Origin of the sequence: Actinoallomurus sp. CA-142502, assembly GCF_050936355.1 — a bacterium.
Classification (GTDB): domain Bacteria; phylum Actinomycetota; class Actinomycetes; order Streptosporangiales; family Streptosporangiaceae; genus Actinoallomurus; species Actinoallomurus iriomotensis.
In genome coordinates, this window is sequence record NZ_JBNJMY010000001.1 from 1,843,712 (window position 1) to 1,863,546 (window position 19,835).

The 19,835-nt window shown below is 71.5% G+C and carries 19 protein-coding genes; 8 read left to right on the top strand and 11 right to left on the bottom strand.

Translation table 11 applies throughout. The annotated features are described in order from the left end of the window. The first annotated feature begins 11 nt into the window (after window positions 1-11). Both ACQEV1_RS09045 and ACQEV1_RS09050 read left to right on the top strand, forming a co-directional pair. Window positions 12-1,319 carry a hypothetical protein gene (locus ACQEV1_RS09045; protein ID WP_433392992.1) on the top strand — a complete coding sequence of 436 codons (1,308 nt, stop codon included), beginning with the start codon at window positions 12-14 and terminating at the stop codon, window positions 1,317-1,319. Between the two features lie 156 nt (window positions 1,320-1,475). Beyond that, window positions 1,476-2,168: an IclR family transcriptional regulator gene (locus tag ACQEV1_RS09050; protein WP_285621137.1), complete on the top strand. Its 693-nt coding sequence runs from the start codon at window positions 1,476-1,478 to the stop codon at window positions 2,166-2,168. A 4-nt stretch (window positions 2,169-2,172) separates the two neighbouring features. Here ACQEV1_RS09050 and ACQEV1_RS09055 read toward each other — a convergent pair whose 3' ends face one another. The 4 genes from ACQEV1_RS09055 to ACQEV1_RS09070 form a co-directional block, all read right to left on the bottom strand. After that, window positions 2,173-3,357, bottom strand: coding sequence for an FAD-dependent oxidoreductase (locus ACQEV1_RS09055; protein WP_433392994.1), 1,185 nt, complete (start codon window positions 3,355-3,357; stop codon window positions 2,173-2,175). Window positions 3,358-3,435: 78 nt separating this feature from the next. Further along, window positions 3,436-4,026, bottom strand: a complete 591-nt coding sequence (locus ACQEV1_RS09060) for a hypothetical protein (protein WP_433392996.1) — start codon at window positions 4,024-4,026, stop codon at window positions 3,436-3,438. A 427-nt stretch (window positions 4,027-4,453) separates the two neighbouring features. Then, a complete protein-coding gene (locus tag ACQEV1_RS09065) occupies window positions 4,454-5,119 on the bottom strand; it encodes a hypothetical protein (RefSeq protein WP_433392998.1) in 666 nt (221 codons plus the stop codon). A gap of 126 nt (window positions 5,120-5,245) precedes the next feature. After that, the gene (locus ACQEV1_RS09070) at window positions 5,246-6,298 is read right to left on the bottom strand and encodes an aldo/keto reductase (RefSeq protein WP_433393000.1); all 1,053 of its coding nucleotides are present in this window, start codon (window positions 6,296-6,298) and stop codon (window positions 5,246-5,248) included. A 121-nt stretch (window positions 6,299-6,419) separates the two neighbouring features. Here ACQEV1_RS09070 and ACQEV1_RS09075 point away from each other — a divergent pair, with 121 nt between their 5' ends. Next, window positions 6,420-7,043 (top strand): TetR/AcrR family transcriptional regulator, encoded by a 624-nt coding sequence (locus ACQEV1_RS09075; RefSeq protein WP_285621127.1) that lies wholly within the window; start codon window positions 6,420-6,422, stop codon window positions 7,041-7,043. Here ACQEV1_RS09075 and ACQEV1_RS09080 read toward each other — a convergent pair. After that, window positions 7,026-7,859: a LysR family transcriptional regulator gene (locus ACQEV1_RS09080; RefSeq protein WP_433393002.1), complete on the bottom strand. Its 834-nt coding sequence runs from the start codon at window positions 7,857-7,859 to the stop codon at window positions 7,026-7,028. The two genes, ACQEV1_RS09075 and ACQEV1_RS09080, sit on opposite strands and share 18 nt — an antisense overlap. Before the next feature lie 145 nt (window positions 7,860-8,004). Here ACQEV1_RS09080 and ACQEV1_RS09085 point away from each other — a divergent pair, with 145 nt between their 5' ends. From ACQEV1_RS09085 to ACQEV1_RS09095, 3 genes are read left to right on the top strand one after another with little or no spacing between them, the layout of a single operon-like run. Continuing rightward, complete coding sequence (locus ACQEV1_RS09085; protein WP_433393004.1) at window positions 8,005-8,901, top strand: NmrA family NAD(P)-binding protein; 897 nt, start codon at window positions 8,005-8,007, stop codon at window positions 8,899-8,901. Window positions 8,902-8,954: 53 nt separating this feature from the next. Next, window positions 8,955-9,461 carry a SigE family RNA polymerase sigma factor gene (locus tag ACQEV1_RS09090; RefSeq protein ID WP_285621120.1) on the top strand — a complete coding sequence of 169 codons (507 nt, stop codon included), beginning with the start codon at window positions 8,955-8,957 and terminating at the stop codon, window positions 9,459-9,461. Between the two features lie 12 nt (window positions 9,462-9,473). Further along, complete coding sequence (locus ACQEV1_RS09095; RefSeq protein WP_285621118.1) at window positions 9,474-10,151, top strand: hypothetical protein; 678 nt, start codon at window positions 9,474-9,476, stop codon at window positions 10,149-10,151. A gap of 61 nt (window positions 10,152-10,212) precedes the next feature. Here the strand turns inward: ACQEV1_RS09095 and ACQEV1_RS09100 are convergent, their stop codons facing one another. Then, on the bottom strand, window positions 10,213-12,681 hold the full coding sequence (locus ACQEV1_RS09100) for a DUF7617 domain-containing protein (RefSeq protein ID WP_433393007.1): 2,469 nt from the start codon (window positions 12,679-12,681) through the stop codon (window positions 10,213-10,215). Between the two features lie 390 nt (window positions 12,682-13,071). Continuing rightward, the gene (locus ACQEV1_RS09105; RefSeq protein WP_433393009.1) at window positions 13,072-13,683 is read right to left on the bottom strand and encodes a TetR/AcrR family transcriptional regulator; all 612 of its coding nucleotides are present in this window, start codon (window positions 13,681-13,683) and stop codon (window positions 13,072-13,074) included. Window positions 13,684-13,800: 117 nt separating this feature from the next. On the opposite strand from ACQEV1_RS09105, the gene ACQEV1_RS09110 reads away from it, so the two are divergent. Beyond that, window positions 13,801-14,166: an ester cyclase gene (locus ACQEV1_RS09110; protein WP_433393011.1), complete on the top strand. Its 366-nt coding sequence runs from the start codon at window positions 13,801-13,803 to the stop codon at window positions 14,164-14,166. 445 nt (window positions 14,167-14,611) lie between these two features. Here the strand turns inward: ACQEV1_RS09110 and argG are convergent, their stop codons facing one another. From argG to ACQEV1_RS09130, 4 genes are all read right to left on the bottom strand, one after another. Further along, a complete protein-coding gene (gene argG, locus ACQEV1_RS09115; protein ID WP_285567932.1) occupies window positions 14,612-16,060 on the bottom strand; it encodes an argininosuccinate synthase in 1,449 nt (482 codons plus the stop codon). 70 nt (window positions 16,061-16,130) lie between these two features. Next, entirely contained in the window at window positions 16,131-16,700 is a 570-nt protein-coding gene (locus ACQEV1_RS09120; protein WP_433393014.1) for a dihydrofolate reductase family protein, read from the bottom strand. Window positions 16,701-16,960: 260 nt separating this feature from the next. Then, window positions 16,961-18,130 (bottom strand): helix-turn-helix domain-containing protein, encoded by a 1,170-nt coding sequence (locus ACQEV1_RS09125; RefSeq protein ID WP_433393016.1) that lies wholly within the window; start codon window positions 18,128-18,130, stop codon window positions 16,961-16,963. Window positions 18,131-18,246: 116 nt separating this feature from the next. After that, window positions 18,247-18,822, bottom strand: a complete 576-nt coding sequence (locus ACQEV1_RS09130) for a flavodoxin family protein (protein WP_285621107.1) — start codon at window positions 18,820-18,822, stop codon at window positions 18,247-18,249. A 210-nt stretch (window positions 18,823-19,032) separates the two neighbouring features. Here ACQEV1_RS09130 and ACQEV1_RS09135 point away from each other — a divergent pair, with 210 nt between their 5' ends. After that, on the top strand, window positions 19,033-19,800 hold the full coding sequence (locus tag ACQEV1_RS09135) for a hypothetical protein (protein ID WP_285621106.1): 768 nt from the start codon (window positions 19,033-19,035) through the stop codon (window positions 19,798-19,800). Window positions 19,801-19,835 lie beyond the last annotated feature (35 nt).

Sequence of the window (19,835 nt, forward strand, 5' to 3'; positions counted from 1 at the left end):
GGATGAGAATGATGAGACGAAGCCGCTGGTTCCTGCGCCTCATGCTCACGGCCGTCCTGACCTGGCCCGGCATGGCCGTCCTGGGTTCGAGGGCCGACGCCTCCTCGCGGCCACGACCGCTGACGGCGTCGCAGCAGAAGTCGCGTGTGCTGCGCCAGTCGGGGCTGTTGCCGCGACGCGCCGGATCGGCGCTTCCCGCCGGAGGATTCGGAAACGGCGTCTTCCAGGTGTACGTGACTCCGGCGCGGAGCGTCGGAGCGGGGGAGTTCACCGTCATGACCGGCGCGAGCAACCCGGCGGGCGCGGGCCGCGACGTGCTCTTCGGCCAGGGCGTCCCGGGCACGAGTTACATGATCATTCGGGACGTCACCGCGGGCGTCGACTATGTCCAGGGGCAGATGCTCACCCACGGCAACGAGGTCTCCCTCGACGATTCCTCCATCGGCCAGAGCACCACGGGGACCACCACGACCACGACCTGGTCGCGGTCTTCGCTGTTCGTGGAGCAGGCCGTCTCGGTCACCGGCGGCACCGTCGCCGACACCCGGGTCAGCGTCACGACGAGCATCACCGACTACAACACGCCGAAGCACCAGTACAAGATCCAGTATCTGTGGGACACCGAGATCGGCACCGACGACGGTCCGGCCATCCAGCCGCGTGCGGCGGGTGAGCCGTACCGTCCGTTCGATCCGACCGTCGGCGTGGAACGGACGGACGCCCCGGCCACCGGCGACACGGCCGTGGTGGACAACGACGTCAATCCCCTGACGCCGAGCCTGGCGGTCGCGCTGTCGGGCAGCGGCGATCCGCAGGCGGTGCCCGACTCGGTGAAGTACGTGTGCTGGCCCGACGCGATCTTCGCGCCGCTCGGCGGATACGTCACCGATGGCACTCGCGATGTCAGCGGCTCCGCCTCCGACTGCCTGGGAGGTCAGGGGAAGGCCGACTCGGCGGTCGAGTACGTGTGGTCGGCCGACGCGAACCAGGCCGGTCCCCAGGTGACGGCCTCGCTCCGGATGAGCCCGCCGGCCGCGTACGCCACGACCATGAGGGCCGGATCCATCTCACTCGGTTCGGCGACGGCGACGCTCACCGACACCGCGACCGGGAAGCCGATCGCCGGCCGGCACGTCAGGTTCAGCGCGGGAAGCCGTACGCTCTGCGACGTGACCACCGACGCGGCCGGGCACGCCACCTGCGGCGGGCTGCTCGGCGGCCTGCTCGGCTACGACGTGAGCTTCGCCGAGGACGCTATCTGGGCCCCGTCCACCGCGCACGGCGGCCTCCTGCTGCGCGACGGTAGGCCGGTCCATTAGTCCCTGTAATAGCCCAATCCGAAAACGCTGAATTCGGATAATTGTCGTTACTTGCTGCAAAGTAGATAAAGTACGTAGTTGCCCTGATGTGCGGAGCGATTTACTGATCGTAATATCGTTCGGCAATGGGTGGGTGGGCACGGGGAGTGCTGGTCGATGGGCGATTCGAGCGGCCGTAGCGTGTTGCAGGGCGCCTTCAGCCTGCTGGAGACGTTGAGGACGGCCGGAGACGCGGGACTCAGCACTCTCGCCTCGGACAGCGGGCTGCCGAAGGCGACCGCGCACCGGCTGCTGGAGCAACTGGTCGACCTGGGTGCGGTCGAGCGCGCCGCGGGCCGCTACCGCATGGGACCCGCGATGTTCCGGCTCGGCCAGGCCTGGCAACCCCATCCGAAGCTGCTGGCGTCGGCGCGCGGGCCGATCCGGCGACTCGCACGCGCCACCGGCGCGACGGTGGGGGTCTGCGTGCTGTCGGAGGGGCGGGCACTGGTGATCGCCGTGGTGCCCGGTGAGATCGATGAGGTCGCGCCGCTCCGCCCCGGCCTCGCCTGCTCGGCCTCGACGGCCGCCGGCAAGGTGCTGCTGGCCGCCGTACGCCCGCAGCACCTGCTGGATCCACGTCCGGCCGCCTGGCGGCGCGAGGCGGCCGAGATCCGTGACCGCGGGGTGGCCTTCGACCACCAGGGCCTCGTCTCCGGCGTGTGCTGTGCCGCCGTTCCCCTCCACGGCGCGGACGGCCAGCCGATCGCCGCGCTCTGCGTGATGACCGACCCGGGACGCCCGCTGAGGCACCTCACCCAGACCACCGGGCGCGTGGCCCAGGGCATCAGCCTGCAACTGCGCCGCTGACGCTTCACACGGGGGTGCGTCCCGGCTCTCCCATCGCCGTGTCGCGTCGGTTCCGCAGCCGGCCGCTGATGGTCCGGTGGAGCGCGATGACGCCGCGAGTGGTCAGCCGGGACGGGACGGCCGAGGTCACGCGCATCGGCCGTTCGCCCTGGAAGACCGTCATCGGCCCGGTGACGGCCAGGCTCCGGGTGGCGACCAGCGAGGCCGTCGCGGCTCGCCTGCGGCGGTCGCGCTCGTAGGCCCGCAGCGCCGTGGCCGTGGCCGTGGCCGGGACGGCGGCCAGGTGGCGCAGCAGCGCCCAGACGTCCTCCAGCACCTGGTTCGCGCCCAGCGCGAAGGTGGGAGGCATCGCGTGGGCCGCGTCGCCCAGCAGCACGCACCGGCCCCAGGCCCAGCGCCGTACCTTCACCCGGTGGTGGGGGAACGCCTCCAACTCCACGCCGGACAACGCCTCCAGGAGCTCGGGGACCGGGAAGGCCCAGCCCCCGTACCGCTCCCTCAGCGTCTCCAGTGGTCTGCCACCGGCCGTGGCCGGCGGCCAGGGAACGTCGCAGAACCACTGTGCGAGCCCGTCGCCGGCCGGGCTGAGCCCGACGTCACCGGCCCGGCCCACGATCATGAGCCCGCGCGATCCCAGGTCGACCGGGGTGGGGATCAGGCCCTGCCGGCTGGCCACCCCGGTCACCGGCGGGTCGGCGTCGCCGCCCAGCGCGGCGCGGACGCCGGAACGCACCCCGTCCGCGCCGATGAGCAGGTCAGCGCCGTACGCGGCGCCGTCCTCGGTCCAGACCCGTACCTCGTCACCGCGCTCGCGGAGGCGGGCGAAGCGGGCTCCGAACCGGACCGTGCCCTCGGGCAGGTCCCGGGCCAGCCGGTCCAGCAGCGGGCCGCGGGGGATGACCACGGTGGGAGTGCCGAGCCCGGCCTCGATCCGCTCCATGTCGATCGCGGAGACCACGCGGCCCGCCGCCGTACGGGCCTCGATGGCGGTGAGGCGCTGCCCCAGGCCGCGAAGGTCGACGTTCAGGTCGGCCAGGACGGCGGGTCCGCCGCCCCACAGGGTGATGGCGCCGCCGCCCGCCCGCAGGACGGGCGCGCGTTCCAGCACCGTCACCTCGTGTCCGGCGGCGAGCAGACCACGGGCGGCGGTGAGCCCGCCGATCCCCGCTCCGACGATGAGCACCCGCATCGAAGCCACCTCCACGACAACGTGTAGTACTACAATGTGTAGAGGATTGGCGGGGTGTCCACAAGTCCCGAATGCGGGCTATTCGAAGGTGATCGGATGGGGGAAATCGTCGAGAGTCACCTTGACCACCGCGAGAGGGCGCACGGGAACATGTGCCCGGAGTTCTGGCGGCCTGGTGATGCTGAGGGGCTCCGGCCATCCATCGGGAACGTCGAGGGTGAAGGTCTCGAAGTGTTTCCTCTCGAGGACGTGGACATAGCCCACGAGACTGTTCAGGTCCTGCCCTTCCGGAGTCACGGGATCTCCGACGGTGTACTTCACCGTGCCGTCGGTGTCCGCCATGTAGGCGCATCTCCGCCTGCCGCTGAACAGAGCCATGAAGGTGGGGATGTCATAACCGGTGTCGGCGCCGATGGCCGGAGCCCCGTCAGGGAACCGCTTGCCGCTGGGCGGGTGGTACCAGGTCATCTGGCGAGGTTCGAGCAGCGGGATGTAGTCCCTTGATCCGTGAAAGGCGATGTCGCCGCCGTACCGTTCGGCGAGGCGGTCGAGGGATCTCCGGCCGGCCAGCATGACGGGGGATTCATTCTGATCGAGAAGAACTCCGCTCTTGAACAGGTGGAGGCCGCGGAAGAATTTCGCCGCCGCATCGAAGATGTTCAACGCCACAGTGCCTTCTCACGCGAGGAAGGCCGCCAGTTTAGGCCCGAAGCCGTCCAGGCGCTTGCTTGGAGGATGGGCCGGTGTCGATGATGCCGGACGTGGTGTAGGAGATGTGCCGGGGGCAGCTCGCACCGCTGATCTGCATCGTCCGCTTGGCCACGGCTTGACGCTCCAGGCGATTCGGGAGGCGTCGAACCGCAGGAGTCCCACGGCCAGCAGCACCGCGACCGTGACGCCGAGCGCGACCAGACGCTGCCCGCGCACTGCGCCCTCGTGAGCGCGCCGCCCGCCTGCCAGGAACCGCCCGTGCGCGATGACGGCCACCCACCAGAGAAGCAGGACGACCTCACACCACACTTGGGCGACCGAATGACGCAAAGGTCCTCTGACACTTTGTGAGAGACGACTCTCATACCGGCTTCGTCCGCGTCCGCTACCGATCGGCGCGGTCCAGACCGAACCGGGTCGCCAGTCGGCGGGTGAGATCGTCGATGGTCGTGCGGCCGTCGACCGTGGTGACCCGCAGGCCGTGAGTGCGGGCCTGGTGGCGGACTTCGTCGTCCCAGAGCGCGTCGCGGGCGAGGCGTTTGGCCAGGACGGTCTCCAGGTCGTGGTCTCCCCAGTTCGCGCGGGCGCGGGCCGGGTCGGCGTAGCGCTCCCGGAGGACTCTCGCTCGGAAGTCGGAGGTGGGAAGGAGGAAGGCCGCGTGGTCCGGACGGTGCAGCAGCGGTGCGAGGTGACCGGGCAGGACGCCGAAGTAGTCGACCACGATGACGCGGTCGGCCGGCATGGCGGCGAGGTCCTCGGCCACGAAGCCGACGGTCTCTCCGTACAGGCTCGCCATGGACTGGAAGATCTCCCTGGGCGACCGGTCCGCCCACATGGCGCCCGACGGTCCGTTCCACGTGGCGTACATGTGCGGGTGGTGGTCCGGGGTGCACCGGGCCCGCCAGCGGTGCTCGGCGCGGTCGCCGTCGTAGACCCGGACGCCGTACCGCTCCGCCAGGGCCGCGGCCACCGTGCTCTTGCCCGTTCCGGTCCCGCCGGCGAGCCAGCGGACGTGGCTGAGCGCGGTCTCGCCGTTCCTGCGATCCGTCATGAGGTCCATGGTCCCCCTCTGCGGCCGGAATCCGTAGGACGCCGGCCGCGCGAACGGGCGTTCCCGAGCACGCTGATCGCTCGTGGCGACGGCCCGTCCCGGCTCCTCGGCGGCGGCCCGGCGAGGTCAGATCACCGGGACGGGGTGGCGGCGGACGCGGCCGGCGTCGCCGCCGAGGGTCGCGGGGAGCGCGGCGGTGGCCGACTCGTGCGGCACGCCGAGGGCGACGGCGCTGACCCGGTCGAGGCGGTCGTACTGCTCGCCGGTCAGGTCGAGGTCGAGCGCCTTCAGGTACTCGTCGAGCTGGGCGGGCGTCCGCGGGCCGATGACCGGGACGAAAGCCGTGGCGGCGCGGGCGGCGCGGGCGCGCAGCCACGCCACCGAGACCTGGGCGGCGGTGGCGCCGCTCTCCTCGGCGACGGCGAGGACGGCGTCGAGTACGGCGGTCCGCTGCTCGCTGTCCTCGGCGTGTACGCCGGCGCCCAGAGTGGTCAGCCGGCCCTCGTCGCCGTGCCGGTACTTGCCGGTGAGCAGGCCGCCGGCCAGCGGGGCGTACAGGGCGGCGCCCAGGCCGAACGCCTCGGCCATCGGCAGCAGCTCGCGGTCGGCGGTGCGCTCGGCGAGGCTGTACTCGGCCTGCAGGCCGATGACCGGCGCCCGGCCGCGTAGCTCGGCGACGGTCGCCGCGGTCGCGATCCGCCAGGCGGGGAAGTTGGACAGGCCACCGTGGAGGATCTTCCCGGCGCGGATCAGGTCGTCGAAGGCGGCGACGATCTCCTCGACCGGCGTGAGGGTGTCGGGCAGGTGGACCCAGTAGAGGTCGACGTAGTCGGTGCGCAGCCGTTTCAGGCTCGCCTCCAGCGAACGGACCATGGTCTTGCGGCTGTTGCCCGTCTCTCCGACCCGGGTGTGGCCGGCGGCGCCGCACGTGTACTTGGTCGCGAGCACGAAGTGGTCGCGGTCGGAGCCGAGCAGCTCGCCCAGCAGGGTCTCGGCCTGCCCGCCCTCGTAACGGTCGGCGCTGTCGATGAACGTGCCGCCCGCCTCGGCGAACGTCTCGAAGATCTCCCGTGAGCGCTCCGGTCCGGCGCCGGCGGGTGCGGGGCCGAAGCGGGCGGTGCCGAGTGCGTACTCCGAGACGCGCAGGCCGGTGCGCCGGCCGAAGGTCGTGTAATGCATGAGCCGGTCTTCCTTCCACTGGGGTGACAAACCGGAATCAGATTCCGCCAACCATACCGGAATCTGATTCCGATAAGCTTGGGTCGCAGGCCGAACCGACGCCCACCGGAGGAGGCTCGGGATGGACACTTCGGACTCGGCGCCGCGGTCGGCGGCGTCCGGCAGGCCGCTGCGGGCGCACGCCCTGCGCAACCGCAACGCGCTCCTGACCGCGGCACGCGAGGCGTTCACCGCCGGAGAGATGGACGTGCGGATCGAGGAGATCGCTCGACGGGCGGGCGTCGGCGTCGGCACGCTCTACCGACACTTCGAGACCCGCGAGGCCCTCATCGAGGCCGTGTACCGCGGGCGCGTGGACGACCTGTGCGCCATGGCGCCGCACCTGCTCGCCACGCTCCCGCCGTACGAGGCGCTCCGTGCGTTCCTGGAGCAGCTCATCGCCCACGCGGTCGAAAGCCGGGGCATGGCGGTCGCCCTGCAGACGCTCATGGACGGCCGGTCGGCGGTCTTCGCGCAGGCCAGAACGGACATGGTCGAAGCGATCGCCACGCTCATGACCGCTGCGGCGAAGGCCGGCGCGATCCGCGCCGACATCGCGCCGCACACCTTTTTCCTGGCCATGGGCGGCATCTGCGCCTCCCACGACCAGCCCGGCTGGGAGAGCGAGGCCCACACGGTCGTACGCCTGCTGCTCGACGGTCTGCGCCACACCGGCGCGGAAGAGGGGTCACGCCCCCCGAAGTGACGTGGCGGCGCGGACGAGCGCGGCGGTGGCCGTCGACCGGGACTGCTGGGGCCACGCGACGGCCAGCACGGCGGGAGGCGCGTCCGGCACGGGCCGGTAGGCGATGCCGGGACGTGGGTACCGGGCGGGCACCGACTCGGGCAGCAGGGTGACGAGGTCGCCGAGCTCGACGAGCTTGAGCAACTGGGGAAGGTCACGGACCCGGTGCCGGGCGGCGACCTCGTCGACGAACCGGTCGACCTCGCCGGGAGGGCCGGACGTGACATCGGCGAGGCTGAGGCTGTCGCGGCGGGCGAGCGGATGCGCCGCCGGGAGCGCGGCGACACGCCGCTCCGTGGTCACCGTCTCGGCGTCGAGGCCGGTGTGGTCGAACGGCTCGTAGAGCAGGGCGGCGTCGGCGTGGCCCTCGCGCAGGAGCCGGGTGTGCTCGCCCCATCCGCACAGCCGGAGCGAGACCGGCCGGGACGCGGGATCGGCGGCGTACCCGGCCAGGATCGGGTCCAGAAGACCGGCGTCGGCGTCGGCCTTGACCGCCAGCACCAGCTTCGGCTCGGGGTCGGCCGCTCGCCGCGCCCGCCGTCCGGCGGCATCCAGGGCGTCGAGCGCGATCCGCGCCTCCGTGAGCAGCACCTCCCCGGCCGGCGTCAGCGCGACACTGTGGGTGGTCCGCTCGAACAGGGTGACGCCCAGCTCCGCCTCGAGCTTGCGGATAGCACGCGACAGCGGTGGCGAGGCGATCCCCAGCCGCTCGGCCGCGCGTGCGAAGTTGAGCTCTTGCGCCACGGCGACGAAGTAGCGCAGCGGCCTGGACTCCACGACCCCCACCTCCGACGGTAATACCCTCAGGGTAACAACCGGGAGCGAACCGATCCTTCAGTTCCGCGTCGTCGTGGCGGATCGTTCACCGGTACCGAGCGCGTCCCTCCCGGGCGCGCATCGTCACCGGAAAGGGAATCGCGACGTGTTCTTCCTGGCGGGAATCACCGGTCATGTCGGAGGAGCGGCCGCACGGCGGCTGCTGGACGAGGGGCACCCGGTGCGTGCCCTGGTCCGTGACCCACGGCGAGCCGCCGCGTGGGCGCGGCGAGGCGTCGACGTCCGGGAGGGCGACCTGGGTGACGCCGCCGCCGTGGCCGGCGCGCTGGAGGGCGTCGACGGCGCCTTCCTCATGCTGCCCCCGGTACTCGCTCCGGCGGCGGGCTTCCCCGAGGCACGGGCCTTGATCGTCAGTTTCCGCGAGGCTCTGCGCAAGGCGCCCCCGCCCCGGCTGGTCGTACTGTCCTCGGTCGGCTCCGAGCGGGAGAAGGGCCTCGGGAACATCACCTCGACCCACCTCCTGGAGGAGGCGGTGGACGACGTGCCGTTCCCCACCGCCTTCGTGCGAGCCGGCTCGTTCCTGGAGAACTACACGTTCGGGCTCGACGCGGCGGCCGCCACCGGCTGGTTCGACACCTTCCTGACGCCGGCCGGCCGTCCCGTGCCGATGGTCGCCACGGCGGACATCGGGGCGGAGGTCGCGCGGTTGCTGACCGAAGACTGGAACGGCCGGAGAATCATCGAGCTCGGCTCTCCGGTCAGCCCGGACGACCTGGCCCGCGCGATGAGCGACGTGCTCGGCCGGCCGGTACGGGCACGCTCGATCCCCCGCGAGCGGTGGACGGACGCCCTGGCGGCTCAGGGCATGCCACCCGGCGTCACCGGGCCCTTCGAGGAGATGTCGGACGGGTTCAACTCGGGTTGGATCGACTTCGGCGTGCCCGGTGCGGAGCCGGTCGCCGGCCGGGTCACCCCCGCCGCGTTCTTCGAGCAGGCGATGAGGGCGCGAGACGGCCACCGGCCGCCGGCCGGCGCGAGCTGAGGCCGTAGAACCTTTTTCGCCCTCGGTTCCGTCTAGGCCGTGAGGAGGTACACATGATCCGAACGGCCCGGGACCGCGAGTTCTCGGATTTCGTCGGTGCGAGCCGGGTGAGTCTGCTCCGCACCGCCTGCATGCTGACGGCGGGCGACCGGCACCTCGCCGAGGACGTCGTCCAGACGGCGCTGGCCAGGGTGTACGTCGCCTGGCCGCGGATACGGGAGAGCGCCGAGGCGTACACCCGCAGGGCCGTCGTCTCGGCCTTCCTGGACGAGACGCGGCGGCCGTGGTGGCGACGGGAGAAGTCGACCGACGAGCTGCCCGACGCGGCCGCGGCCGGCGACGCGTTCGGCGACGTCGACGGGCAACTCGACGGAGGGGCGGTGCGCCGGGCACTCGCGGAGCTGCCGCCGCGAATGCGAGCCGTCGTCGTGCTCCGCCATGAACTCGATCTGAGCATCGAGGACACCGCCTCGGCTCTGGGCTGTGCGAAGGGGACGGTCAAGAGCATGAACGCCAAGGCCCTGGACCGGTTGCGCGCCGCTCTGGCCCCCACTCCGTAGAAAGGAATCTCGATGAACGACGTGCGTTCCCTGCTGTCCGAGGCGGTTCCGCCCGACCTCCGCACCTCCTACCCCTGGCCGGACGCCGAGCCGGACATCGCCCGGGGCCGTGCCCTGCTGATGCGGCGCCGCCGTCGTGTCGCACTCGCCGGGGGAACCGGCGTGGTCGCCGCCGGTGTCGCCGGCGCCCTCCTGCTGACGGGCGTGCCCGCGGGTCACTCCCACGAGGCCGCGAGCCCCGCCGCCTCGGTGGGGAGAAGCGTCGCCCTGGTCGCGTACGAGGGCGCCCAGCCGAAGGGGTACACCCTCCGGACGATCCCGCAGGGCTGGGAGGTCGCCTCCGCGGACGACCTGAGCCTGATCCTGCACCGGGCCGGCACGCCCACGGGCGGTACGTACGAGGACAAGATCGTGGTCCAGGGGGACCTCAACCCGTTCCCCAAGTCCGGCGATCAGGCCGTGGAGGTCAACGGGCACCGGGGGTGGTTCTTCGGCCACAAGGGTCCGGGCTACTCCGTCACCCTCATCTTCCAGACCGATCAGCGGGGCCGGCCCGCCCCCGGCCTCTCCGAGGTTCCGCTGAACGTCATGGTGCAGCTGCCGCACTCGCTCAACTGGAACGTCACCACCATGGTGAAGTTCGCCTCGGGCATCACCGTGGCGAAGGGCGCACGCGGCGCCGTCGGCTGACCCGGCCGCCGCGGGTGGCGGCCCGCTCGTACGAGACGGGCCGCCACTGTGGCGCGGACGGTTACTTGGTCAGGACGCACAGCACGCCGCAGGCGACCGCGGATGACGGATCCGTGGTCGTCGGCGAGGTGCCGGGGGGCGAGTTCGCCGGGACGAACGACGCGGTGACGGTGTTCTTCAGGGGCAGGACGAGCAGGAAGGTCGAGCAGTAGAACCGCTTGGTCTGGTTCACCGCCAGGGTGAACTTGCCGGCGGCCGACTCACACGACGACTCGGTGTGGTCGTTGAGCGTGACCTTCGCGGCGTCCACCGGACCGTTGTTGGTCACGGTGATCCGCCAATAGGCGGTGCCCAGCAGCCCGAGAAGGCCGCCCGGAGTCTGTTTGACCCAGGGGCCGCTGCCGCCATGGCCGCACGTGGCGCCCAGCGCCGACGCGCAGATCTCCTTGTCGACGGTGACGTGGGGCGTGCAGGACGCGCCCGGCGCGATCGCGAGGTCCACCCGGTTGGAGGTCAGGTCGCCGGTGGCATCGGAGCCGGTGGCGGTGTTGGACACACCGGTGACGGTGCAGGTGTCGCCGACCTTCGTCTGGAAGCAGACCTGCGGCGCGTCGCCGCGGTAGGTGACGACGAGGGCCGGGTGGTTCGTGCCGGTGAAGTCGCCGCCGTTCTTCAACACGAGGTGAGTGGACACCTCGATGGTCGGATGCGCCGAGACGGAGATGCCGGACAGGTCGATCGTGCCGTCCGGCGCGAACGAGGGCGTCGCGATCGTGGTGCCGTCGTCGTCGGTGACCGTGGCCGTGGAGGCGGCCAGGTCGACGTGGGACACGTCGATGTTCTCCAGCCGGGCGTTCTGGTACCCCTGGACGTGACCGGACCCGCCGTCGCAGTAGAACCGCGACGGCGTCACCTTGACGTCGGCCCCGCTGTGCAGGCACGGAGTCGTGGCGGTGCCCGGATCCATGGATAACAGCACGCCGGCGTCACCGAGCCCGAACAGGCATCCGCTGGTCGTGTCGTACGCGTAGCCGTAGTCGCGTGTCTGCCCGCCGTTGACGCCGGGATGCGTCGCCGGCAGCGGGAACCCGGCGCAGGCTCCACCGGCGGTCCAGTCGTGACACACCGCCGCGCCCGTGATGGATCCGCCCCAGATGCCGAAGTAGCTGCGCCGATGCCCGTCCGGTGTCGTGACCGTGTTCGGGCTGAACGCCTGGGCGCCGCTGGACAGACCGTCGAACTCCGTGGGCGCGGCCACCGCCGCGCCGCCGAAGTCGAAGCACGCCGACCTCATCGCCGGAGTGGTGACGGTGGCGCACACGCGGTCCGCGTGGCCGCCGGTGTCGTACCCGGCGTAGACGTTGTAGGTGTACGAGCCGCTGAGGCCGATGTCGTGCGGCGTGGTCCAGCCCGCGCACGAGGCATTGGTGTCCGGGTCGAAGCAGCCGATCGCCGGCGGGTGCGCGCCGGTCGAGGAACTGGTCGGCGACGACGAGATGAAGACCTTGCCGTTCACGGTGACCATCGAGCCGAAGTATTCGTTCCTCGTGGTGCTCGTCTGGTCGCCGTTCGGCGGGACGACCGCGGCGTACGGCTGGCCGGCGCAGGGCGTACGCGAGGCCATCGACAGACACAGCACCTGACCGGTCGACACCACGCCGTACAGGTTCCCGCCCTGCTCGACGAGGCCGCCGATGTTGTTGACCCGCGACGGCGAGCCGCTGCGGTCGATGAGCGGCCAGTACCCGCAGTTGGCGCGGGCCCCGAGGTCGAGGCAGGCGACGCCGACCGTGGTCGCGGCGAACGCCGGGTAGTACACGACGCCCGCGCGATCCGGGTCGCGGACGAACTCCTCGGTCGTCGTGGTCCCCAGGTCGGAGGTGTTGCCGCTGCCGAGTGGGCCGGCGGCCGCGTTGATCGGCTTCGGCCAGGGCCCGCCCGAGCACGCCTGGCCGGTGCTCAGGTCGGTGCAGACGGCCACGGCGGCCGGTGCGTTGGAGTGGTGGAAGAGGTTCCACGCCTCCACCTTGCCGTCCGCGCGGTACAGGACCGGCGTGAAGCCGTCGCCGCCGGTCGCGGTGCTCACCGACTGCAGCGGCGGCAGCAGGTCCGCGGAGAGGTTCGTACCGCCCTGTCGCGCGGACGAGGTGGTGGCCCGTACGGCGGTCGTCGCGGCGCCGGAGTCGGAGCCCTGGAAGGTGGTGCCGTCGGTGGACCACGACGGGCTCCAGCCGGGCGGGACCTTGAGGGAGCCGGGCACGTACGTCTGCGCGCCCGTCGCGCCGCTGATCGGGTCGGTGACCGTCGCCGTGGCGGGGGTGGCGGAACCGTTGTCGGTGTAGTCGACCACCCAGTTGATGACGTCCCCGTGGCTCGCCGTCCCGGCGTTCGGATGAGTGACGTTCTGGGCGCTCTTGTGCAGGACCGAGCCGTCGGCGGCGGGCGCCGGCGTGGCACTCAGGCCGACCAGGACACCCGCGACGAGTAATCCGGCGGTAGCTGAGGAACCTATTCGAAAAGCGCGCGACAAAATAGCTCTCCGCATCTGGGAGCTCTCCTTTGAGCGGGGCTGTTCCGGGATGGGACGGGTCCGCCTCGAGCCATGGGGGAGTTCATCCGGGAAGACCCTCGGCAAATGTCGTCGAGTATCTGAAATTCGACAAGAGCGCTGGCCATGAGCGGTCACGGATCAAGATCGAGTGACTACTCAGAGAAGTCGTCGGCCGGTCCTTATGGTCCGGCCCGGCTTCGCCGAATCGAAATGTGTGCGCCCTATCCGCGCGCGAAAGGACTTCGCCGGAACGCCCGGCCGCCGGGCGGTCGCGATGGTCCGGCGCCGGGTCGTCGATCGGTCGGAACTTCGAGCCGGTATGGCCGTATTCGTTAGTAGACCGTCGTAATTCGTCCGAGTACTCGAAGGTCACCGGGGTCCGGGGCGCAGCCCGTCGAGGATGAGCCGGGCGATGTGCGCTGAGCGTTCGCGGCTGGTCTCGGCGTTGGCGTGGCGGATCGCGGCGAAGGCGCCGGCGACGAGTGCCATCACCTCGTCGACGGTGACGTCGGGGCGAACGGCGCCGGCCGCGTGCGCGCGGTCGAGCAGTCGCGCGACCTGGCGGGTGAGGCCTGCGGCGACGTCCGGGGCCGCGGTGCGCAGGTCGAACTCGGCGGCCACGAGTGCGCTCTTGACCGTCGCGTTCTCGGCGCCCGTGGCGATCATGCGGGACAGCAGCGTGAACAGGGCCGCGGGATCGTCGGTGGCGGCGAGCGCCTCCGCCTCCGTCACGAGCCGCTCGAACCGATCGGTCGCGACGGCGAGATACAGATCTTCCTTGGCCGGGAAGTGCCGGTGGACGGTGCCGGGACCGACGCCCGCGCGGCGGGCGATCTCGTCGAGTGAGACGCCGAGGCCCTGTGTCGCGAACAGCTGCTGCGCGGTCCGCAGCACCCGCTCCCGATTGCGGCGCGCGTCCGCCCGCAGCTCGCGGTCGCTCCCGTGGGCTGCCGGAGTGGGGCCGGACGGTCGGCTGGTCATGGCATATCAGCATAACCGGGGCGACGCACCGGATACTCTGAGACGGTAACCGGGGCGGCGCACCGCTTACTGGTCCGGGCCGTCTCGTCCTCACCCAGTCACGAGGAGACCACGCCGATGACCACACGCGACGAGGCGAAGACCCTGGTCCACCGGATGCAGGAGTGTTTCAACACCCGGCGGTTCGACCAGGCCGAGGATCTGCACACACCCGACTTCTTCAGTCATCCGCTGGGCAGCACCGGGTTCGAGGCGGGCAGGGACGCCTGGCGCACACTCGTCGCCCGGTTCCCCGACGTGCGCGTCGTCGCCCAGGACATCCTGGTCGACGGCGACAAGGTCGCGGTCCGGTCGTCGGTCGAGGGGATCGCGGCCCCGGACGGTGCCGCGCCGCCGACGCTGATCGAGATCTTCCGCATCAGCGACGGCCGCTTCGCGGAGGCGTGGGGGATCACCGAGGGCCCTGACCCGCGTCTCGGCTAGAGCCTCGCGCCGCGCTCAATGACCAGGGCTGCCGGCACGCCGGTTCCCGCACCCCCGAGGTGCGGGAACCCCGTGGCCTTCCGCGGGCCTGCCGTGCTGGTCGCGCTCGCCTCCTCACTCACTCCACGGACGGCTCGTACCTCACCGGCCGCTCCGCTCGCTCGTCGGCTCGCCGCACGTGTCCATGGTCGCGCTCGCCTCCTCACTCACTCCACGGACGGCTCGTCCCTCACCGGCCGCTCCGCTCGCTCGTCGGCTCGCCGCACGTGTCCATGGTCGCGCTCGCCTCCTCACTCACTCCACGGACGGCTCGTCCCTCACCGGCCGCTCCGCTCGCTCGTCGGCTCGCCGCACGTGTCCATGGTCGCGCTCGCCTCCTCACTCACTCCACGGACGGCTCGTCCCTCACCGGCCGCTCCGCTCGCTCGTCGGCTCGCCGCTCCGGTCAGTCGTTGCCGGATTCCAGGGCGGCGTGGTCGAGCAGCTCGTCGTCGGCCGGGACCTCACCGCGGGAGGCGATCGCCTCGGCGCCGCCCTTGGGCATCGCGCCGATCAGGCCCGTCGAGGCCGCCTGAGCGGCGCCGATCAGCATCGGGTGCTGGCTGCCGACCATGCCGAGCCCGGCGTACTGCTCGAGCTTGGCGCGGGAGTCGGCGATGTCGAGGTTGCGCATGGTCAGCTGGCCGATGCGGTCCACCGGGCCGAAGGCGGAGTCCTCGGTGCGCTCCATGGAGAGCTTGTCCGGGTGGTAGCTGAACGCCGGTCCGGAGGTGTCCAGGATGGAGTAGTCCTCGCCGCGCCGCAGCCGCAGGGTCACCTCGCCGGTGACCGCCGTGCCGACCCAGCGCTGCAGCGACTCGCGCAGCATCAGCGCCTGCGGGTCGAGCCAGCGGCCCTCGTACATCAGCCGGCCCAGCCGCCGGCCCTCGTTGTGGTAGCTGGCGAGGGTGTCCTCGTTGTGGATCGCGTTGACCAGCCGCTCGTACGCCGCGTGCAGCAACGCCATGCCCGGGGCCTCGTAGACGCCCCGGCTCTTGGCCTCGATGACGCGGTTTTCGATCTGGTCGGACATGCCCATGCCGTGCCGGCCGCCGATGGCGTTGGCCTCCAGCACCAGGTCGACGGCGGAGGAGAACTCCTTGCCGTTGATCGTGACCGGCCGTCCCTGCTCGAAGCCGATCGTGACGTCCTCGGCGAGGATCTCCACGGCGGGGTCCCAGAACCGTACGCCCATGATCGGATCGACGATCTCGATGCCCGCGTCGAGGTGTTCGAGCGCCTTGGCCTCGTGGGTCGCGCCCCAGATGTTCGCGTCGGTGGAGTAGGCCTTCTCCGTGCTGTCCCGGTAGGGCAGGCCGCGGGCGAGCAGCCACTCGGACATCTCCGTACGGCCGCCGAGCTCGCTGACGAAGTCGGCGTCGAGCCACGGCTTGTAGACCCGCAGCGACGGGTTGGCGAGCAGGCCGTAGCGGTAGAACCGCTCGATGTCGTTGCCCTTGAAGGTCGAGCCGTCACCCCAGATCTGCACGTCGTCCTCGAGCATCGCGCGGACCAGCAGCGTGCCCGTGACGGCCCGGCCGAGCGGAGTGGTGTTGAAGTAGACGCGGCCGCCGGAGCGGATGTGGAACGCGCCGCAGGCCAGGGCCGCGAGGCCCTCCTCCACGAGTGCCGCCCGGCAGTCGACCAGCCGGCCGACCTCCGCGCCGTACGCGGTGGCGCGCCCGGGCACCGAGGCGATGTCGGGCTCGTCGTACTGCCCGATGTCGGCGGTATAGGTGCACGGCACGGCACCCTTCTCGCGCATCCACGCGACCGCTACCGATGTGTCGAGGCCGCCGGAGAAGGCGATCCCGACACGTTCGCCGACAGGCAGGGAGGTCAGCACCTTGGACATGAGTAGAAGTATGCATACTAATGCATGATCATGCAACACCGGCTTTGGTAAAGAGCCGCGCTCCGCGTCCTCAGGGCCGGCGCTCGTAGCGGAGCATGACGGTCTGCGAGTCGAAGGTCCGCGACTCGACGAGCGTCATGCCGACGCGGTCCTTCGGCTCCAGGAACAGCCGCCGGCCGCCGCCGAGGACGACCGGGTGGATGACGATGCGGTAGTCGTCGAGCAGGCCGAGGTCGGTGAGGGACGCGGCGACCTCGGCGCCGCCGGTCAGCAGGATGTCCTTGCCCGGCTCTCGTTTCAGCTCCGCGACCTCCTCGGCGAGGTTCGCGCCGATGACGCGGGCGTCCCAGGCGGCCTTCTCCAGCGTGCGGGAGACCACGACCTTCGGGGTCCGCCGCCAGTACGGGGCGAACGACCGGGCGTGCTCGTCGGTGGTCTCCGGGTCGGCGTCGGCCGTCGGCCAGTAGGCGGCCATGAAGTCCCAGACGACCCGTCCGTACATCAGGGTGTCCACCTGCTCGTTGATCCCGTTGGAGTACGCGAACAGCTCCGGCCCGACGGCCGGCCAGTCGAACTCCCCGTTCGGACCGGCGATGAAACCGTCGATGGACGCGTGGACCCAGTAGATGATCTTTCGCATGACGAGCTCCTCGGCTCCCGTGGCGCCCCGGCGGCGCGCCTTCACGGAAGAGTCGGAGCCGTCCCCGCCGTCTTGACATCTCCTGCGGGAGATCGCGAGAAATCCCTCCCGGCCACGACGCGGCCCGCGTGGGGATGCGGTCGCGGAAGACGGGGTGGCAGACCTTGATGCCGGCCGGGAGCTCGCGCATACCATCGTCGGCACCTCGCCGATGAAGGCGCCGTAGTACAGCAGCGTGCCGTGGCGCCGCAGGGCCAGGGTCAGCCTTCGATGGCGACCTCGTGCGCCATACGGCGCAGGTCGGGGGAGACGTGGGCCATCTCCTCGACCAGTTCACCGACCACGGCGTACGCGGGGCCGTGGTCGCGGAAGGACCGGCGGGACAGGCTCTCGGCCTCCTGCAGGGTCGACTCGGCCGCCCGCAGATCCATGAGCTGCGCCTGGGCCTGGGCCACGTCGAGCAGGTGGCGGCCGTACATCGCACGCGGGAGGTCCTCCCGGTGCACGGCGCAGGACGCCCGCAGGGCCAGGCCGGGCTCGCGCAACAGCGTGTACGCGTGCGTGGCGTGCATCGCCACCTCCGACGGGCCGAACCGTACGTGATAGTCGAGATGCTCGCGGTCGAAGCGATCCGCCGCCGAGCGGGCCAGGCCGACGTAGTCGTGCACCGCGCCCGCTCGCGTGGTCGTGCCGGCGGCGGTCATCGCGGTGAGGATCAGGTTGCCCCACACCGTCAGGCGGCGGAGTTCGGCGGCCCCCAGCGGCGGCTCGGTGTCCTCGGCGATGTGCACGGCGTGGGCCTCGCAGACGCCGGTGAGGTGCTGGTGCAGGAGCGCCGAGCAGTACGAGCCGTGCAGCGCCGTCCACCGGAGCTCGTCGTCCCCGCTCTCGGCGGCCTGGATCGCCTCCTGTGCGGCCAGCGCCGCGAGGTCGGTCTCGCCCAGGCTCGACAGCAGGCGCGCGGCCAGGTGGTGCGCGTCGGCGAGCGGCGCGGCCGCCCGTGGGCCCAGGCCGAGGTACGCGAGACGCGCCTCGCCGATCAGGCCCGGCAGCCTCATCGCCACGTGCGGCAGGTCGCCCGACCAGTACGCGCGCCAGGCGTCGGTGACGGCGTCGCGCAGTTCGCCGACGTCGGGCGCCTCGCCCGCGTCGTCCGGATCGACGCCGGGGGTGGACTCCGGCGCGGTCACGGCGTCGCGTACGGCGCTGTCCTCGGGGCGGGGCCGGCCGAGCAGGCCGGACAGCTCCGTCCTCAGCGTGCCGGCGAGCCTCATCAGCCAGGTCGCACGGGCGGTCTGCCGGCGCCCGTGCTCCAGCTTCTCGATCACGTCGGTGTTCACCCCGGATCGGTCCGCGAGCTCGCGCCGGGTCATGGAACGTTCGTGCCGGAGCAACTTCAGCCGGTCACCGATGGTCGGGGCATCGGACACGATCACTGCACCCCCCGCAGCCGTGGTCACCACCCACGTTACGACCGACCTCCGAGGTTGGCCAGGGGCCTGGAAGCGGGCTGACCTGCGTGTTCACGCGAGAGGTAGGGGTGGCCTCACGGTGTGAAGAACTTCTCCGCCGCCGCCAGAGCGTCCGCGTCGGCGCGGATGTCACCGGGCCGGTCGGCGTACCCCACCAACTCTCCGCCCCACCGCATCCCCAGGTAGTCGGCGGTGAGCCGAAGAGTGCCCAGCAGGGGATCGGCCTTGGCCGGGTCCTCCTCGCTGATCACCGTGATCGCCCACATGGTCCGGCCCCTCATCCGGGCCTTGAAGTCGACGCCGGGAACGCGCAGCCACGGCGACCAGTAGTCGAGGTAGAGCTTGGTGGCCGCCGAGACGCTGTACCAGTAGAGCGGGGACACGATCACCACGTCCGTCGCCGTGACCGTGGCGTCCAGGAGCAGCCGCTCATTGCCGGTCGGCTCGGCGTAGCCGGGACCGCCGGCGTGACGGACGTCGCTGAACGCGGGCAGCGGCAGGTCGTCGAGCCGTATCCACCGCTGTTCGACCTCGGCGGGCAGCCGTGCCGCCGCCTGCCGGGCCAGCGTCTCGGTGTTGCCCTCCGCGCGGGAACTTCCCAGGACGAACAGGAACCTTCGTGCGGCGGCATCGGGCTGGTCGAGGGACATGGCGTCTCCTGGCGCATCGGAGCCTTCCGGGATGATCCTCGTCAACCGGTGCGCGGGCGCGCTGATTCCGCCCGGCCGCATGCGGCGCCGATTCCGCCATGGGGCGGTACTGATCGTCATCGGACCTGGCAAAAGGGCCTGCGGCGTGGGCGTACGGCGCTTCGGCGGGTGATGACGTCGATCTCCGGGACATACCTACAAGGAGCTCAGATGATCAAGTCGCTCGGCAGGCGCGCCGTGACCGTCACGACGGCCCTCGCGGTCGGGGGTCTCGGCGCCGTCGTGGGGCAGGCACCCGCCCAGGCCTCCGCGTTCTCCGCCGCGTACACCTGCAACATCGGCAACCTCGGGCAGACCGCCGCCGTCCTCAACGGATGGCTCGCCTCGCCCGGCACCACCTTCAACGGCCCGGCCCGGTTCCGCCTGCACATCTCGAGCCTGAGCCTGCAGGCGCCGCTGCCCATCTCCTCCTGGAGCGGGGCGGCGTGGATCAACGTACGGGGCGCGGAGCACTCGACCTTCCAGGTCACCGGGGGCGGCGGGGCCGTGCCGGCCCAGGGCGTGCTCGCCGGCGACATGGTCGGTGACTGGGCGCCGGTCATGGGCGGCACCGACCTGCTGAGCGTCGGCGGCATCGAACTCACCGCCAACAGCGCGGAGGCCGGCAGCGTGCCGGTGCAGTGCGTGCCCAGCGACGCCGCGGTGGCCGAGGTTCTCCGCGTCGCCTCGCCGTACAGCGGGACCTGGGTTCGCCCGGCCGTCCCGATCTTCCACATCGGCGGCTGGTACCACCGGGGCATGGCGCTGCACCGGCCCGTGTGGGTCCGGCCGGGCCACGGGGGGTGGAACCGGCCGGTCGTCCCGGTCATCCCGGTCCGTCCCGGCAACTGGAACCGCCCGGTCCACCCGGGAGGCGGCTGGAACCGGCCCGGTGTTCCGGTCCACCACGGTGGCGCCGGGATGCAGCACCACCACTAGAACATGAACGGGAAGGGGCGGGCGCGGCGAGCGTC

Coding starts and splice junctions, on each gene's coding strand:
- ACQEV1_RS09045 (WP_433392992.1), top strand. CDS start 12: ATGAGACGAAGCCGCTGGTTCCTGCGCCTCATGCTCACGGCCGTCCTG.
- ACQEV1_RS09050 (WP_285621137.1), top strand. CDS start 1,476: ATGGGCGATTCGAGCGGCCGTAGCGTGTTGCAGGGCGCCTTCAGCCTG.
- ACQEV1_RS09055 (WP_433392994.1), bottom strand. CDS start 3,357: ATGCGGGTGCTCATCGTCGGAGCGGGGATCGGCGGGCTCACCGCCGCC.
- ACQEV1_RS09065 (WP_433392998.1), bottom strand. CDS start 5,119: ATGACGGATCGCAGGAACGGCGAGACCGCGCTCAGCCACGTCCGCTGG.
- ACQEV1_RS09070 (WP_433393000.1), bottom strand. CDS start 6,298: ATGCATTACACGACCTTCGGCCGGCGCACCGGCCTGCGCGTCTCGGAG.
- ACQEV1_RS09075 (WP_285621127.1), top strand. CDS start 6,420: ATGGACACTTCGGACTCGGCGCCGCGGTCGGCGGCGTCCGGCAGGCCG.
- ACQEV1_RS09090 (WP_285621120.1), top strand. CDS start 8,955: ATGATCCGAACGGCCCGGGACCGCGAGTTCTCGGATTTCGTCGGTGCG.
- ACQEV1_RS09095 (WP_285621118.1), top strand. CDS start 9,474: ATGAACGACGTGCGTTCCCTGCTGTCCGAGGCGGTTCCGCCCGACCTC.
- ACQEV1_RS09105 (WP_433393009.1), bottom strand. CDS start 13,683: ATGACCAGCCGACCGTCCGGCCCCACTCCGGCAGCCCACGGGAGCGAC.
- ACQEV1_RS09110 (WP_433393011.1), top strand. CDS start 13,801: ATGACCACACGCGACGAGGCGAAGACCCTGGTCCACCGGATGCAGGAG.
- argG (WP_285567932.1), bottom strand. CDS start 16,060: ATGTCCAAGGTGCTGACCTCCCTGCCTGTCGGCGAACGTGTCGGGATC.
- ACQEV1_RS09120 (WP_433393014.1), bottom strand. CDS start 16,700: ATGCGAAAGATCATCTACTGGGTCCACGCGTCCATCGACGGTTTCATC.
- ACQEV1_RS09130 (WP_285621107.1), bottom strand. CDS start 18,822: ATGTCCCTCGACCAGCCCGATGCCGCCGCACGAAGGTTCCTGTTCGTC.
- ACQEV1_RS09135 (WP_285621106.1), top strand. CDS start 19,033: ATGATCAAGTCGCTCGGCAGGCGCGCCGTGACCGTCACGACGGCCCTC.